The organism is Paenibacillus sp. TCA20, assembly GCF_000732325.1.
Classification (GTDB): Bacteria; Bacillota; Bacilli; order Paenibacillales; family Paenibacillaceae; genus Paenibacillus; species Paenibacillus urinalis.
The window spans coordinates 23,433-37,633 of record NZ_BBIW01000014.1 but is presented as its reverse complement, the minus strand read 5'-3'; the positions used below and the strand labels follow the sequence as shown (position 1 = coordinate 37,633).

Genomic DNA, 14,201 nt, shown 5'->3' with positions numbered 1-14,201 from the left:
CGTTATGGAGAAGGCTTCTTTTCGCTTGGACTTTGAATCGGACTTGAACGGTGTCCTATTCAGCAGTCTTCTCAATCAACCTTTAATACCTGAGTTCAGGTTAATGGACTGCATAAAGTATTTCTGTGCAAAGATAAATAGTATTAGTGTAGGAATAATTGCAAGCATTGCAGATCCCATGAGTTGTCCAATCAGGCGATAGTTACCATAAATATCTTGAAGCAAGAGCAAGCCTGCCGTAATCGGCATTTTCTCAACATCCGTGTATACGATAACCGGCCATAGGAAGTCATTCCAGGAACCGATGAATGAGAACAAGCCGCAAACGACCAGTACCGGTTTAACCAACGGCAGTATGACAGAGAAATAAATTCTGAAATCACCGGCTCCGTCCACGCGAGCAGATTCATCAAGGTCGTGTGGAATGCCCTTCATAAACTGTCTTACCAAGAAGATGTTCCCCATACCGGCAAGACCCGGAATAATCATCGCCCATGCCGTATTTACCCAGCCAAGTGTTTCAATGATCTTGTAAGAAGGAATCAGGTTTACAACCGCTGGGAAGAACGAAATCCCGAGTAAGGTAAAGAACAAAGCGTCTCTTCCCTTAAAGTTCATACGTGTATAGCCATAACCTGTGATCGAGATAATGACAATAACGAGTGCTGTGTGCGAAATCGCAATAAACAAAGAATTCATTAACCAGCGCAAGATCGGAGCAGTAGACGTATTCTCCAATATGGTCACATAGTTATTGAAGTCCCAGTCAACCGGCAGCAATCTGAAGCCGGTCGAAACCACTTCCGTCTGGGAACGAAACGATGTCGTAATCCCAAATAGAACAGGAATCGCCCAAATGACACAAATCGCTATAAGAAATAGGTACGATATATATTTCGAAATATTGATTTTCTTTTTCATTTTGAACCATCTGCCCCTTCCGTATCCACTTCCTAGTTCGCATTTCGGTTCATTACATAATATTGCAATGCCGAAATAACCAAAATAACGAGACCCAGCAGCACTGCCATAGCAGATGCCATACCAGCCAAGGATTCACCTGAACCGAATGCGAGTTGTCTGATGTACATCATAAGTACGTGTGTGCTCTGCTGCGGTCCGCCGTCAGTCATCATGAGCGGCTGACCAAATACGTTAAAGGAGCCGGCAGTTGTCATAACAAAGGTATAAATAAGCGGGAAACGAATAGACGGCAATGTAATGCTGAAAAATCTGCGAACAGAACCTGCCCCGTCCATCTCAGCAGCTTCGTACAAATCCTTGGAAACACCATTAATAGAGGCACGGTAGATAATCATGTTACCTCCAACTCCGCCCCAAACGGTAATGACAATGATAATAATCCAAGCATACGGCTGATTTGTAGCCCAGACCGTATCCGATCCGAATACATTACCGGTAACACCTAACTGCTTATTAAATATGAGTGACCAGATCAGTGCAGCTGCAGAAATAGAAATGAGGCCTGGAATATAAATGATCGATTGAATAGTTCCCTTCAATTTCACTTTTTTATGCTCCAGTGCCACAGCAATCATCAGAGGGATTACGATCAAGATCGGAACACTTAAAAGAACAAAGAGCAGTGTATTCTTCAAACCATTGTAAAATTGATAATTAAACGTAGATTCACTATCAAAAAGAATCGTTTTATAGTTATCAAGACCAACCCAAACCGGGTCATTGATTAAATTCCACTGAGTAAACGAAGCATAAATACCGTAGATCGTCGGTATCAGAATAAAGATCAGAAATAGTATAAGATGGGGCCCAACAAAGAAAACAGGGGCAAAGGATCTCTTCTTCATAGCCTTTCAATTCTCCTTTTGGAAAAGTAATGTGCCATAAATGGCACATTACTTTGTACTAAATCGATGAACTAAAGATGAATGTTGAACCCTGAGTCATCTTCAGTTCATCCTATATATTCTTGTTTAGTCGTTTGTTTTACTGAGCCCCGGTGCTGCCTTGAGCAATTTTATCCTCGACTTCTTTTTGCATCGTCTGTAAGGTTTCATCCATATCTACGTTGCCTCGAATGATATCATTAGAGTACTTATCTACGACTTCAGCTACATATGGATAATATTCATAAGTGTAGATGTACAGAGATTCAATTTGCTTCTCGTCTGTTGTAAAGAAGGATTGCATATAATCCTGGTATTCAGGACTTTCAAATACTTGCTTACTTGCTACGATCTGTCCTGCTTTGGCCCACTCAATGGAGTTCTGGCGAATGAACTCCAGGAAGCTGCCGATTCCTGCTTCCTTCTCATCTGTTCTTGCTTCATTAGTCAGCATCGCGAACAAGTGGGAAGAAGAACGGTTTGTAAATTTATCAGGGCTTGCAGAGTATACATTCGTCACACCGAAGTTCAAGCCTTCCACACCAGCGTGAGCGGTTGAACTCCAAGTTCCATCTGTGGAGAACAGAACGTTGCCGGACTGGAACATCAGGTAACCATCTTCACCAAACGGAGTCATCAGGCCTGCATCTGCAATTTGCTTAACGGACTCATACGCTTGTTTCATCTCAGGTGTATTTACGGCCGGTTGACCATCTTGTTGTACATCGCCGCCTAAGTTCTGCAGCTGTCCGAGCATAGCCCAACCCAGAAGTGCATCATTGACGACATAATCTCCCTCTTCCATTTTCCCTTGGAGAGACAGGATTTCTTCTACTGTTACATTGTTATCATCAAGGAAGGATTCTGCACCGTACTTCGCAAGCAGATCCTTATTGTAGTACATTACGTTCGCGTGGATATCCAGAGGAACTGTGTATTGCGTTCCATCGATCGTACCTGTTGACCATGCTTGAGGCAGATAGTTGTTTTCGTTAATTTCAGGCTGTGCGGACAGGATGCCTGTCATTGGCTCAAGTACATTCTGCTTCACATAACCAGGTACGCGGTCTGCATGGATAATCGCCAAATCTGGAATTCCTTTACCGGAGTTAATTACTGTGGATAATTTCGTATACATATCAGAGGTAATTACATGTTTTACTTTCATTTCTGGTTCAGTCGCATTATATTCTTTAACGAGCTGATCCATATAAGCTCCGTCTTCACCAGTTAACGGTGTCCAAAAAGTAATTGTGTTCTTATCGTCACTGCTGCAGCCAGCAAGAACGATAACCATCAGAAGCATAGAAACGATTGTCAAAAGACCTTTTTTACGATTCATTTAAGAACCCCCCAGTGCTTTTCAAAATCAATGTTTTCATGAAACCGTATTCAAAGATTTAAATCATGGGCTGCCTTTTACTTTAACTTTCAAGGTTGCTGATCTGCTGCGGAGGAGCTTGCCTAGGAGTGCTCCCTTACAGGCATAAAAACATTAATAACATTTATGTTAATGATTAATGTTTTTGTAAACATAGCATAATTCATAGCGCTTTCATTGTCAACCACTTTTATCCATTACACGCAAATTTATTTGTAAGCCGCTGATTTAGCGGCTTACAACCCCACCATCGGGAACAGGAACACCAAAGTCCGGAAGCCCGTCTTCGTTCCAGCCGAATACTTGGGCACGTGCATGACGGTTCGGATCGTACAATGGATCGCCTTCAACCTCTTTATAGTTTCTTGCATGATAAATGATGATATCCTGAGACCCGTCCGGAGAAACAGTGAAGCTGTTATGCCCCGGTCCGTATTGTCCTGTCTCTTCATTGGTAACAAATACAGGATCAGGCAGCTTAGTCCAGCTGTCCGGCGACAGAAGATCGCTGTCCTCATCTGCGTACATCAGTCCCATAGCATAATTATAGTCTGTAGCACTCGCTGAGAAGGAGATGATAATTTTGCCATTTCTATGTAACACAGCAGCCCCTTCATTTACGAGGAATCCGATCTTCTCCCAATCATGAGTCGGCTCGGCAATCATAACCTGTTCTCCTTTAAGAGTCCATGGATTCTCCATCTCAGCTATATAAAGATTGGAGTTCCCGACAATATCAGGATCCTTCTGAGCCCACACGAGATAGCGCTTACCTTTGTGTTCAAAAGACGTAGCATCCAGTGCAAAGGATTCCCACTTCGTCTTGATCTGGCCCTTCTCCGTCCATTCGCCTTCTAATGGATTCTCTGAAGCATTCTCCAAGACAAACATCCGATGATCAAACAGCCCTTCCACCGTCTCTGTTGTTCTGGCTGCGGCAAAGTAGATATACCACTTATTATCTATGAAGTGAATTTCGGGAGCCCATATATTTGCGCTCATCATACCTTCATCATATTTGCGCCACACTACAACCGGCTCGGCCTCTCCCAGTTCCTGAATCGTCTTCGCTCTGCGAACTTCGATTCTGTCATATTCCGGAACGGAGCCTGTAAAATAATAATAGCCATCTGAATGTTTGTATACCCAAGGATCAGCCCGTTGAGGTATAATAGGGTTAACAAATTGAATTTCATTTCCCATGGATGTCAATCTCCTGTCTCATCGAATTGATTTACACATTTGTTTATTAATTCATATATACATTCATTAATTTACCTAAATATTAGAATGAATTGTTTCCCCTGTCAATTACATTTTCATTATTCATTTATATTTTCCTTAATCTTCTCTTATTTAGTCGAATAATACCTTGTGAACGTGCGGAGAATCATATATTATAAAGTTCTACATGTATGATTTACATATACATTAATAAATCATCGCCGTTCGGAGGAATAACATTGAGAATTGATTTAACTGAACAGAATTTGCATATATTTGAGGCGATCTCCAGTAATGTACGGATTCAAATCGTTCATCTCTTGTCACAGAAATCAATGAACATTAAAGAACTAGCAGAAGCGCTAGGGCTTAGCAGTGCGATTATGACTATGCATGTAAAGAAACTGGAGAAGGCCGGAATCATCGAATCAACGATGGCTCCTGGCAAGGGCGGTGCCGCCCAGAAGGTATGCTCCCTCAGTATGGACAATCTTGAAATCGCATTCCCGATCAAGGATGTCATTCCGAGAGAGATTCGTAAGACCGAAATATCCATTGGTCACTTTACTGATGTACAGATCCAGCCTACCTGCGGAATATGCACCCGGGACTCCGTCATTGGCATTTTTGATGATCCACGCTATTTTCTCGATCCGGATCGTCTCAATGCCAAAATATTGTGGTTCGGACAAGGTTATGTCGAGTATAAAATTCCAAACTATCTGATGGGCGACGAGGTTCCTGAAGAATTGGAAATATCAATGGAGATCTCTTCTGAAGCTCCGCTGACCAATAATCATTGGCCATCTGATATTACATTTATTGTGAATGGTGTCGAGGTAGGGATGTGGACAAGCCCTGGAGATTTTGGGGGCAAAGGCAAGCTGAACCCGCCTTGGTGGTTTGAAAGTGTAAATCAGTACGGCTTACTGAAGCATCTCATTATAAAAAAAGAAGGCACATTCATGGACGGCATCAAGTTGTCGGACGTCACGATTGATGATATCGGCATCCGTAACAGCTATTGGTCCTTCCGTATTGCTGTCAAAGAAGATGCTGAACATATTGGCGGTGTCACATTGTTTGGCTCCGGCTTCGGTAATCATAATCAAGACATCATCTTCCGTCTGTACTACACCACGAATAGTGAGAAACCGGAATAATCAATTTTAGATTGGCTTTTCTTTAAGCAGAAAGACATCGATAGACTGTGCATTTACCATGCAGAGCTCGATGTCTTTTTTTATGTCTTCTTACGTCTGCACGATATCAGATGACATCCATTTACTTTTTCACATAAAAGGTCTTGGTTGATACAAGCATCAACTCTACAATCTGCTCAGACATATAATCCGGAGATTCCTTGAATCCCTCTTCGATCCAGCGAATGATAAATCCAGCTATACCGTGTGCCCGGAAAATGTACAGCCACTTCGGATCCACATGGGTCCCTTCATCCAGCTCATAAACATATTCCATAATAAACAGCTCCTCGATGGCCTTCGCCATACGATAACGAAAATCCACCCGGATATGGTCACTCAGCAGCATTTTGTACAGTTTTGCATTGTGTTTGAAGTACGAGAACAAGGTAATATTCTCGATTGGCATTTCATGGAGATTCACTTTTATATCGGATTTGTAAGGATGCCTTATCTGATGAACCATCTCTTCAAGGACATCTTTAATTATTTCCTCAAGCAGATCTTCCTTCGTTTCGAAATTGGCGTAAAAGGTTCCTCGATTATAATTCGCAATACGCACAATTTCAGAAATTGTAATCTGGTCAAACGGTTTGTGGAACAATAGGTCCAGACAAGTTTGTTTGATCGCATCCTTCGAGCGCTGGACACGCTTATCTATTCCCGTCATGGTATGGCACCTCGGTTCTTATAAATACATGATTTGAAAATCACACTATACAAAGAGTATGGATTTGTACAGTAACAAACACACTAGGAATGACTGTTCATTGATAGTCACAAATTCTCCATATATAGTGAAGACGAAGAGAAAATAAAGCGATTACTAGGAGGCATATATATGACATTCCCTGTATTAGAAGGTAAAGTAGCCATCGTCACAGGTGCCGCTATGGGCATGGGCGAAGCCACAGCCAGACTATTTGCTGAAGCCAAAGCAAAGGTCGTCATTGCAGATTTTAACGAAGAAAAAGGACATGCTGTAGCCGAGTCCATCAAAGCAGACGGCGGCGAAGCAGCCTTCGTCAAAGTTGACGTTTCTAATTCGGAGCAAGTACAGGCCATGGTTAAGTTTACGGTTGATACTTATGGCAAGCTTGATGTTGCAGTCAACAACGCAGCACTTACACCTGACGACAAACCGGCGGCTGAATTTGATGAAGCTTATTGGGATCGCTTAATGGCCGTCGACCTTAAAGGCGCTGCCCTGTGCATGAAGTATGAACTGCAACAGCTCGTAAAACAAGGAAATGGCGGTTCCATCATCAACATTTCATCCGTAAGCGGTTACCGTCCTCAGCCGAACAATATCGCTTACGTTGCAGCCAAGCACGGTGTAGTGGGCATGACCAAAGTAGCTGCACTGGAATACGGCGCTCAAAATATCCGAGTAAACTCGGTAGCTCCTGGTGCGATCGACACACCTATGCTTCGTGGTGCATTAGAACAATTCGGGTTCACTGAAGAAGAATATGCGCCTCAGCTGAGCCTGCTTAATCGTTTTGGACAACCGGGTGAAATCGCTCAGGCCAGTCTATGGCTGGCATCTGATGCGGCTTCCTATATTACGGGTACGACCATTCACGCGGATGCAGGTTATACCTCCCGTTAATCATCAAGTACAGGAACCGAAGAGAATCTCTTCGGTTCTTTTATTTGTTTCCAAATATACAGTATATCAAAAACCAGCCTCAGAATCGGTAAAATAATTTATGGTAATTGGCAGCTTGTCTCTTATTATAATGACCCTCTTCTCATTTTCCTTCCTATTTCTATCTCATTTCTAATGCTCCTCTCATGGATCTCTCATTTACGAAATGTACATTATTTAACAAGGATTTTACACAAATCCTGAAGTACAAAAATGTTCTTCATTGGAGGAATTATAAATGAAAATTGTCATTGTACCGTCGGGCTTTAAGGAATGTCTCGATGCCGAAGAGGTCGCGAGCGCCATGAAGCGCGGGGTTAAGCGATTCGACCCTTCGATTCAAATGGACGTGATCCCTATGATTGATGGAGGTGAAGGTTTTGCGAAAACGATTGTTAATCTGAAAGGAGGGAAACTAATAACACAACATGTAACCGGTCCTGTAGGTGAGCGAATAGACAGCTATTTTGGAGTTTATGAGCAAAACGGTAAACGGACAGCTGTCATAGAGATGGCTGCAGTCTGCGGTTTACGGCTAGTTCCCCGTACACAGCGTAACCCTTTGAAGACGACGACATTTGGTGTAGGGGAGTTAATCCGTGGCGCACTCGACCTGAACGTGGACCATATCCTCATAGGCTGCGGAGACTCCGGTACCTCGGATGGAGGAGCGGGTATGGCCGAGGCACTCGGTGTACAGTTCTTAGATCAAGCTGGTGAAGCGATCCATGTTCATGGCGGAGAAGACTTGTTAAAGGTAAGCTCGATATCCACCTCTGCCCTGGATGCTAGAATTCATGACGTATCAATCGATGTCGCCTGTAATTGGAATAATATCCTGTGCGGAGATCAGGGCGTTGCCCGGGTGTTCGGACCTCAGAAAGGCGCGACTCCTGAACAGATCGATATACTATCCAACGCACTTGAGCATTATGCTTGTCTCATCCAGGAAGCTGTAGAGACGGATGTTCGTAAAACTCCCGGTGGAGGCGCCTCAGGAGGATTAGAGGCAGGACTGCTTGCATTTACGGGTGCACGACTTCACCCCAGATTCAGTATTATCAAGGACTATATCCAGATCGAAGAAAAAATTGCACATGCAGATGTCGTGCTGACGGCAGAAGGCAGTCTTGATTTCCAAACGCCAAATGGTAAGATCCCTTCAGAAGTAGCCCGAATCGCTAAGAAGAATAACATTCCCGTCATCGCCCTCACTGGGACGATCGGCAAGGGAGCAGCCCTTAATTATCAGGCGGGAATAGATGCCTACAGCAGCATTATTCCAAGACCTGTATCGATGGAAGAGGCCATGAGAAAAGCACCAAAATGGATCGAGGACAGCACGGAATGCGTATTAAGACAGGTTACGATTGGCTTAGGGATTGCACACAAAAAATATCGTGAACGAGGCGGGCGATGATCTCTACAATAGAGCGTAAGCTTACGAATACTCTCGCATGGATCCAAGCATCCCCTAAGTCACGCATCTCCTGCGGTATACACCTAATCATGCTAATTGTCATCCTGTTTATGAATGGCTTGGATTACGAAGGAAAGGCTGCTCTATTCGTCTTCTTGTCTGCCATGATCTTATGGATTACAACCAAGATACCTGCTGGATTCATCGCCCTGTCTCATACGATGTTTGTCATTATATTGAATGCGGCTGAACCCGAATTACTGTACCATTCACTTGCAGAAGAAGTCGTGTGGCTCATGGCCGGCTCCTTTATTATTGGCGCAGCGGCGAAGAATTCAGGTATGACGGCAAGATGGACTAACCTTATACTGAAACACTCCAGTAATAAGGGTGGTGTTCTGTATAGGTTAAGCTGCCTCTTTGCAGTCACTGCATTCTTCATCCCTTCGACTTCAGGAAGAGCAGCACTATCCTTGCCGATCCTTCAGCAGCTGGGAGGTTCATTTTCTAATAAAGAACAAAAAGTACTCGCTGTCCTGGCCCCCGTTGTTATTTTAATGAGTACCTCCGCTACGCTGATCGGAGCAGGCTCTCATCTCATTGGAATCGGTTTGCTGGAGAGCACCACAGATCAGTCGATATCCTACACTCAGTGGTTTGTCTGGGGAGTTCCATTTACCCTTGTCATTACAGCCTGTACAGTTTGTATTATTGAGTGGGTTCTGTGGCCGAAGGATATCATTCAAGAAGAGAATCCAAGTCAGCAGACTCAGGAGGATTATGACAAGGCGGTACAGCCTTTTAATGATAAAGAAAAAAAGATGCTAATCCTCATTCCCCTCTTAATCATCGGCTGGGTAACGGAAAGCATTCACGGCTTCGATATCGCCTTTGTTACGATGGCTGGTGCCCTGTTCGTTATGATGCCAAAATACGGAGTTATTGGCTGGAAGGAGGGAATGAAATCCGTCTCGCTAAGCTTGATCATGTTCGTTGCCTGTGCAACTGCACTCGGACAGGTGTTGATGGATACCGGAGTGATTGGCTGGATCGAGCACAGAATGATGCATACCCTTCATCTAATTGCAGATGCTCCAGAGTGGCTCATCGTTCTTATGATCCTCCTGGTTACGGTCACAAGCCATTTATACATTACATCACATACGACACGCGCAATCGTCTTTATTCCTGGCCTACTGATGTTTAGTGAGAGTATGGGACTGAATCCGGCAGCGACGGTTTTTCTAAGTCTCGTTGGTCTGAACTACTGCGTTACCTTTCCAGTAAGCTCGAAGGCACTCCTCTTATTTTACGAGGAAAATGAAGCCTCCTACGATGCCCGTCAGCTCTTGAGAATCAGTCTGTTCCTCATGCCGATCTATATTCTGATCATGATGCTGTTTTACTTTACGTATTGGCAGTGGACTGGACTGAGTCTCTGATATAGCAGTAAAAAAAACTCCTGCAGGTTTAACTGCAGGAGTCTTAAATTACTACATTAATTCTGTTACAGCTTGATAATTTGACCTGTCTTCTGCGATTCAAACGCTGCAAGAATGACATTCAGAGATTTCAGTCCTTCTTCTCCAGAGATAGAAGGCGGCGTATTGGTAGCGATGGATTCAACAAAGGCATCGATAACACCACTTGGTACTTGTTTTTCATTCGTAGCCATGGCACCAACTTTGTACGTCTCAACCGTACCATTGGTCAGTTCAACAATAACCTCATCACCGTTAACTGTTCCGATCTTCATCACGCCGTTCTCGCACCACAATACGGTACTGTTGTCCCCGCCCTTGTACTGGGTCCAGCTGGCTACCAATGTGCCTACTGCTCCGCTCTTCATACGCAGGATACAGGTAGCGTTGTCGTCCACTTCCGTGCCTTCCTTATGCAATGTGCTGATAAAGCCGGCAACTTCGGATACCTCATCGTTCAACAGGTAACGAATAAAGTCTGATTTGTGTACGCCCAGGTCGCCCATCGCGCCCATAATTGCTTCTTCCTTACGGAAGAACCAGCTGCCAGCGCCGTCTACACTCCATGCTTCCGGACCTGGATGACCAAAAGAAGTACGGAAAGTAAGGACTTTACCAAGCTTACCGGACTCAAGCAGTTCCTTGGCCTTCACGTGAGGCGGCATGAGACGCTGGTTGTGTCCTACCATCAGGAACACACCATTCTTCTTCGCCGCTTCAATCATTTGCTCGCCTTCTTCAGCTGTGCAAGCCATCGGTTTCTCGACAAGCACATGTTTGCCAGCATTAGCTGCTGCAATCGCCATAGAAGCATGCAGATAGTTCGGTGTGCAGACGCTTACCGCATCCACTTCTTCATTTGCAAGCAGCTCTTCATAGCTCGCATAGCCTTTACCGCCGTAAGTCTCTGCCATTTTCTCTGCACGCTCAATAATCGGATCTGCAAATGCAACGAGCTCTACTTGTTCATTCGCCGCATACTCTGGAATATGTCTACGCTCAGCAATAGCACCACAGCCGAATACGGCAACTTTGATTTTTGTCATGTTGGATCTCCTTTAGTGAATTTAGTAAGTTTAGTAGTTGATTGAAAAGACAGAATTGAGCAATTAGCTCAATTTACTAAGATAGTTCTCTTTTACCCAATTGTAGCTGTTCTCAATGCTCTGAAGCGGTGGGTTCTGACATACATCCTGTTCTACAATCAGCCACTCTACTCCTGCTTGATCCGCTGCTTCAATAACAGCTGGCAGATTAACAGAGCCTTGTCCCAGCTCAAGAGTCTTCATTTGACCCTGCTCGTCCTTGGAGAAATCCTTCAGATGCAGCAATGGCAGGCGGTCTGTATATTTACCAATGTACTCGATTGGATCTTGACCTGCGAATTGTACCCAGCATACGTCCATCTCAACTTGAACCGCCTCAGGGGAAGTCTCGGCGAACATGGCATCAAAGGCATTGCTGTCTCCAACCGTGCCATGGAATTCGAAATCATGATTATGATATCCGAAGATCAAGCCTTGCTTACGAGCCTCTTTACCAATCTGCTCAAGCTCAGTGAACAATGCTGTCCAGCCTTCCGCCGTTTCCGGGCGGTCCTCCGGCATGAGGAATGGGCATATCATATACTCAGCACCGATGGTTTTGAGATAATCAATCTCCTTCTGCAGGTCAGCACGCATCGCATGAAGGGACACATGACTGCTGAAGCCCTTAAGACCGAGACCGTCCAAAAGCGCTTTCATTTCTTCTGCAGGAATGTCACCATAACCGGCAAATTCAACACCTTCGTATCCAAGGTCAGCTACTTTCTTAAGTGTTCCTTTGAAATCTGCTGCGGTTTCATCACGAAGTGTGTACAGCTGTAGCCCGATATTGATCTTTCTCATGATCTATTACCTCTTTCTGTCGTAGGATAAATAACTTAAACATCTGCATATGCACTAAATCGCTAATTTTTACAATGGTTCGCATCCAAACTGGGGTGTTTACTAAAACCCTTTCGTAAATCCGGGTCACCGACATTCGTTTGAATCGAACTAGTTACATTGTAAGTCGAATTGGGCTAAAATGAACATATCCAATATGATCATAACATGAACTATTTGCTCATTATTTTGACAGGAGGTTTAAAGTTCCCGTGGATACAACCCTGCTCCTATGCGATTATTCCTATCATTACAAGCCGTTCATTCAAAATACAAAAAGCGGATTGCCCCACTATCTCTTTCGGCTGCAAACGGAAGGAAGCTGCAAAGTGTATTCACTGGGTCAAGAGCACACGCTCACCACTGGAGACCTTCTGCTGCTGAAGCCGGGAGATGACTATCATCTTGTCGTGGAAGAGCCGGCGAACGAGGGCCGATTATCCAGCGGAGACTATTATCTGTTCTGCCAAGGACCCTGGATTGATGACTGGTGGTACAGAAGAAGATCCCGTCCTGCCGTCAGCCGGGTTGGTCTGGATGAGAAGCTTATCGGACTATGGCGCAATTTGCTATTAGAAAGACGACGGGGTTCATTAGAGGAGAACACGGAGCTGGAGGATGTCCTGCTTCGCGGCTTATGCTTATACATCGACAGAGCGATCTCCGAAAATGTACAGACTGGACTAAAAGGAACCTCTACGCTAAAGCTAAGGCGATTCATTGAGGAGCATGCGACAACCACCTTCAAGCTGGAGGAAGCAGCAAGCTACGCGGGGCTCAGTCTATCGAGTGCCGTTCGTTTATTCAAAGAGCATTATGGAAAAACCATGATCCAATACGCTATTGAGATCCGGCTGAAGGCAGCCGTGGAACAAATTAAATACAGCAACGAGATGACGCTGGAGCATATTGCCGAAATATGCGGCTTTGCCAGCTATTCTTATTTTCACCGGGTATTCCGCGCACATTTCGGCCTATCCCCTGTAGAGTACCGTAACCAAATCGTTGATTCACCGCTTTAACTATTTTTAAGATGAATGACTTAGAAGATGAAATACTCATCCGATTAATGAATTAATGAATCCCTTTTGAAGAGGAGCGCATATGGAACGAGATAAAGAAACGAGGACTCAAATTGAAGAGGATAACCGAACCGTCTTTGCCTTGCTCAGCCATTATCTGAATCAAGCGCCTGATCTTATCACCTCAGAGGAGATTCAGGAAATTACGGCGTACGGTGTTACTGAAGAATATGCCTTTAACGTGATTTTGGCAGGAGCGTTCGGACTTGATATTAACGAGCATGCTTATCATAAAGAGCTGTTTGACCATTATTTTATGCGTATGACGCATAAGCTGGATATGAGTGAATACTACAATAATCCCTACTATAAGAATATTGAGATCCCTAACGTCCAGATCGGTAACAGCCGGTTAAAATATGAGCGATACAAGCCTTACGAGGGCTTTGTATGCAATGACATCATTCGTACGGAGGAGGGAAGGCAGCTTCCGCAGATCGGCTTTTTCGATGAGGAATTCAGGTTCCCTGCCGTTCTCGAAAATGACCGGATCTGGATGACCATTACGCCGAATGAGATCGAAACGATGAAGGAGCCGGTTGAAGCGGCTTTTGGCAATGTGCTGACCTTCGGTCTTGGTCTCGGCTATTACGCTTATATGGTTTCCATAAAAGATAACGTGAGCAGCGTCACCATCGTCGAAGCGAATGAGCATGTCATTAGACTGTTCAAGAAGCACATTCTGCCTCAGTTTGCTCATGGACATAAGATTCGCATCATTCAAGCGGATGCATTCGAGTATGCGGAGCGCGAGCTGTCCTCCGGTGCATATGATTATGTCTTTACGGATTTGTGGCATGATGTGTCCGATGGAGCGGAGCTCTACTTGCGGATGAAGAGCTATGAGGAGCATAACCCAAATACAGTGTTCTCCTATTGGATTGAGAAATCCATATTATGTTACCTGTGATGAAAAATAGCGATCATCTTCAATTTGGAAGATCATCGCTATTGGTTTATATTA

13 protein-coding genes are annotated in these 14,201 nt (G+C 44.3%); 6 read left to right on the top strand and 7 right to left on the bottom strand.

What is annotated here, in order from left to right:
• Window positions 1-75: 75 nt before the first annotated feature.
• The 4 genes from TCA2_RS21635 to TCA2_RS21620 all read right to left on the bottom strand — a co-directional run bounded on the left by TCA2_RS21635 (window position 76) and on the right by TCA2_RS21620 (window position 4,452).
• A complete protein-coding gene (locus tag TCA2_RS21635) occupies window positions 76-921 on the bottom strand; it encodes a carbohydrate ABC transporter permease (protein ID WP_047913685.1) in 846 nt (281 codons plus the stop codon).
• Window positions 922-953: 32 nt separating this feature from the next.
• Entirely contained in the window at window positions 954-1,829 is an 876-nt protein-coding gene (locus TCA2_RS21630; RefSeq protein ID WP_047913684.1) for a carbohydrate ABC transporter permease, read from the bottom strand.
• Window positions 1,830-1,968: 139 nt separating this feature from the next.
• Entirely contained in the window at window positions 1,969-3,210 is a 1,242-nt protein-coding gene (locus tag TCA2_RS21625) for an extracellular solute-binding protein (protein WP_047913683.1), read from the bottom strand.
• Window positions 3,211-3,477: 267 nt separating this feature from the next.
• On the bottom strand, window positions 3,478-4,452 hold the full coding sequence (locus TCA2_RS21620; protein ID WP_047913682.1) for a family 43 glycosylhydrolase: 975 nt from the start codon (window positions 4,450-4,452) through the stop codon (window positions 3,478-3,480).
• Window positions 4,453-4,712: 260 nt separating this feature from the next.
• Between TCA2_RS21620 and TCA2_RS21615 the strand changes: the two genes are divergently transcribed.
• Complete coding sequence (locus TCA2_RS21615; RefSeq protein WP_047913681.1) at window positions 4,713-5,636, top strand: transcriptional regulator; 924 nt, start codon at window positions 4,713-4,715, stop codon at window positions 5,634-5,636.
• Window positions 5,637-5,757: 121 nt separating this feature from the next.
• Here the strand turns inward: TCA2_RS21615 and TCA2_RS21610 are convergent, their stop codons facing one another.
• Window positions 5,758-6,345, bottom strand: a complete 588-nt coding sequence (locus TCA2_RS21610) for a TetR/AcrR family transcriptional regulator (protein WP_047913680.1) — start codon at window positions 6,343-6,345, stop codon at window positions 5,758-5,760.
• Between the two features lie 171 nt (window positions 6,346-6,516).
• Here TCA2_RS21610 and TCA2_RS21605 point away from each other — a divergent pair, with 171 nt between their 5' ends.
• From TCA2_RS21605 to TCA2_RS21595, 3 genes are all read left to right on the top strand, one after another.
• The gene (locus TCA2_RS21605; RefSeq protein WP_047913679.1) at window positions 6,517-7,287 is read left to right on the top strand and encodes an SDR family NAD(P)-dependent oxidoreductase; all 771 of its coding nucleotides are present in this window, start codon (window positions 6,517-6,519) and stop codon (window positions 7,285-7,287) included.
• Window positions 7,288-7,564: 277 nt separating this feature from the next.
• A complete protein-coding gene (locus TCA2_RS21600) occupies window positions 7,565-8,746 on the top strand; it encodes a glycerate kinase (RefSeq protein ID WP_047913678.1) in 1,182 nt (393 codons plus the stop codon).
• On the top strand, window positions 8,743-10,188 hold the full coding sequence (locus tag TCA2_RS21595) for an SLC13 family permease (RefSeq protein WP_238546476.1): 1,446 nt from the start codon (window positions 8,743-8,745) through the stop codon (window positions 10,186-10,188). The genes TCA2_RS21600 and TCA2_RS21595 overlap by 4 nt, the downstream gene beginning before the upstream one ends.
• Window positions 10,189-10,253: 65 nt before the next feature.
• Here TCA2_RS21595 and TCA2_RS21590 read toward each other — a convergent pair whose 3' ends face one another.
• Together TCA2_RS21590 and TCA2_RS21585 are read right to left on the bottom strand one after the other, a co-directional pair.
• The gene (locus TCA2_RS21590; protein ID WP_047913677.1) at window positions 10,254-11,273 is read right to left on the bottom strand and encodes a Gfo/Idh/MocA family protein; all 1,020 of its coding nucleotides are present in this window, start codon (window positions 11,271-11,273) and stop codon (window positions 10,254-10,256) included.
• Between the two features lie 63 nt (window positions 11,274-11,336).
• Window positions 11,337-12,116, bottom strand: a complete 780-nt coding sequence (locus TCA2_RS21585) for a sugar phosphate isomerase/epimerase (protein WP_047913676.1) — start codon at window positions 12,114-12,116, stop codon at window positions 11,337-11,339.
• A gap of 251 nt (window positions 12,117-12,367) precedes the next feature.
• Here TCA2_RS21585 and TCA2_RS21580 point away from each other — a divergent pair, with 251 nt between their 5' ends.
• Window positions 12,368-13,177, top strand: a complete 810-nt coding sequence (locus TCA2_RS21580; RefSeq protein ID WP_047913675.1) for an AraC family transcriptional regulator — start codon at window positions 12,368-12,370, stop codon at window positions 13,175-13,177.
• 82 nt (window positions 13,178-13,259) lie between these two features.
• Entirely contained in the window at window positions 13,260-14,147 is an 888-nt protein-coding gene (locus TCA2_RS21575; RefSeq protein WP_047913674.1) for a hypothetical protein, read from the top strand.
• The last annotated feature ends 54 nt before the right edge of the window (window positions 14,148-14,201 follow it).

Coding starts and splice junctions, on each gene's coding strand:
- TCA2_RS21610 (WP_047913680.1), bottom strand. CDS start 6,345: ATGACGGGAATAGATAAGCGTGTCCAGCGCTCGAAGGATGCGATCAAA.
- TCA2_RS21620 (WP_047913682.1), bottom strand. CDS start 4,452: ATGGGAAATGAAATTCAATTTGTTAACCCTATTATACCTCAACGGGCT.
- TCA2_RS21585 (WP_047913676.1), bottom strand. CDS start 12,116: ATGAGAAAGATCAATATCGGGCTACAGCTGTACACACTTCGTGATGAA.
- TCA2_RS21625 (WP_047913683.1), bottom strand. CDS start 3,210: ATGAATCGTAAAAAAGGTCTTTTGACAATCGTTTCTATGCTTCTGATG.
- TCA2_RS21600 (WP_047913678.1), top strand. CDS start 7,565: ATGAAAATTGTCATTGTACCGTCGGGCTTTAAGGAATGTCTCGATGCC.
- TCA2_RS21605 (WP_047913679.1), top strand. CDS start 6,517: ATGACATTCCCTGTATTAGAAGGTAAAGTAGCCATCGTCACAGGTGCC.
- TCA2_RS21630 (WP_047913684.1), bottom strand. CDS start 1,829: ATGAAGAAGAGATCCTTTGCCCCTGTTTTCTTTGTTGGGCCCCATCTT.
- TCA2_RS21595 (WP_238546476.1), top strand. CDS start 8,743: ATGATCTCTACAATAGAGCGTAAGCTTACGAATACTCTCGCATGGATC.
- TCA2_RS21575 (WP_047913674.1), top strand. CDS start 13,260: ATGGAACGAGATAAAGAAACGAGGACTCAAATTGAAGAGGATAACCGA.
- TCA2_RS21590 (WP_047913677.1), bottom strand. CDS start 11,273: ATGACAAAAATCAAAGTTGCCGTATTCGGCTGTGGTGCTATTGCTGAG.
- TCA2_RS21635 (WP_047913685.1), bottom strand. CDS start 921: ATGAAAAAGAAAATCAATATTTCGAAATATATATCGTACCTATTTCTT.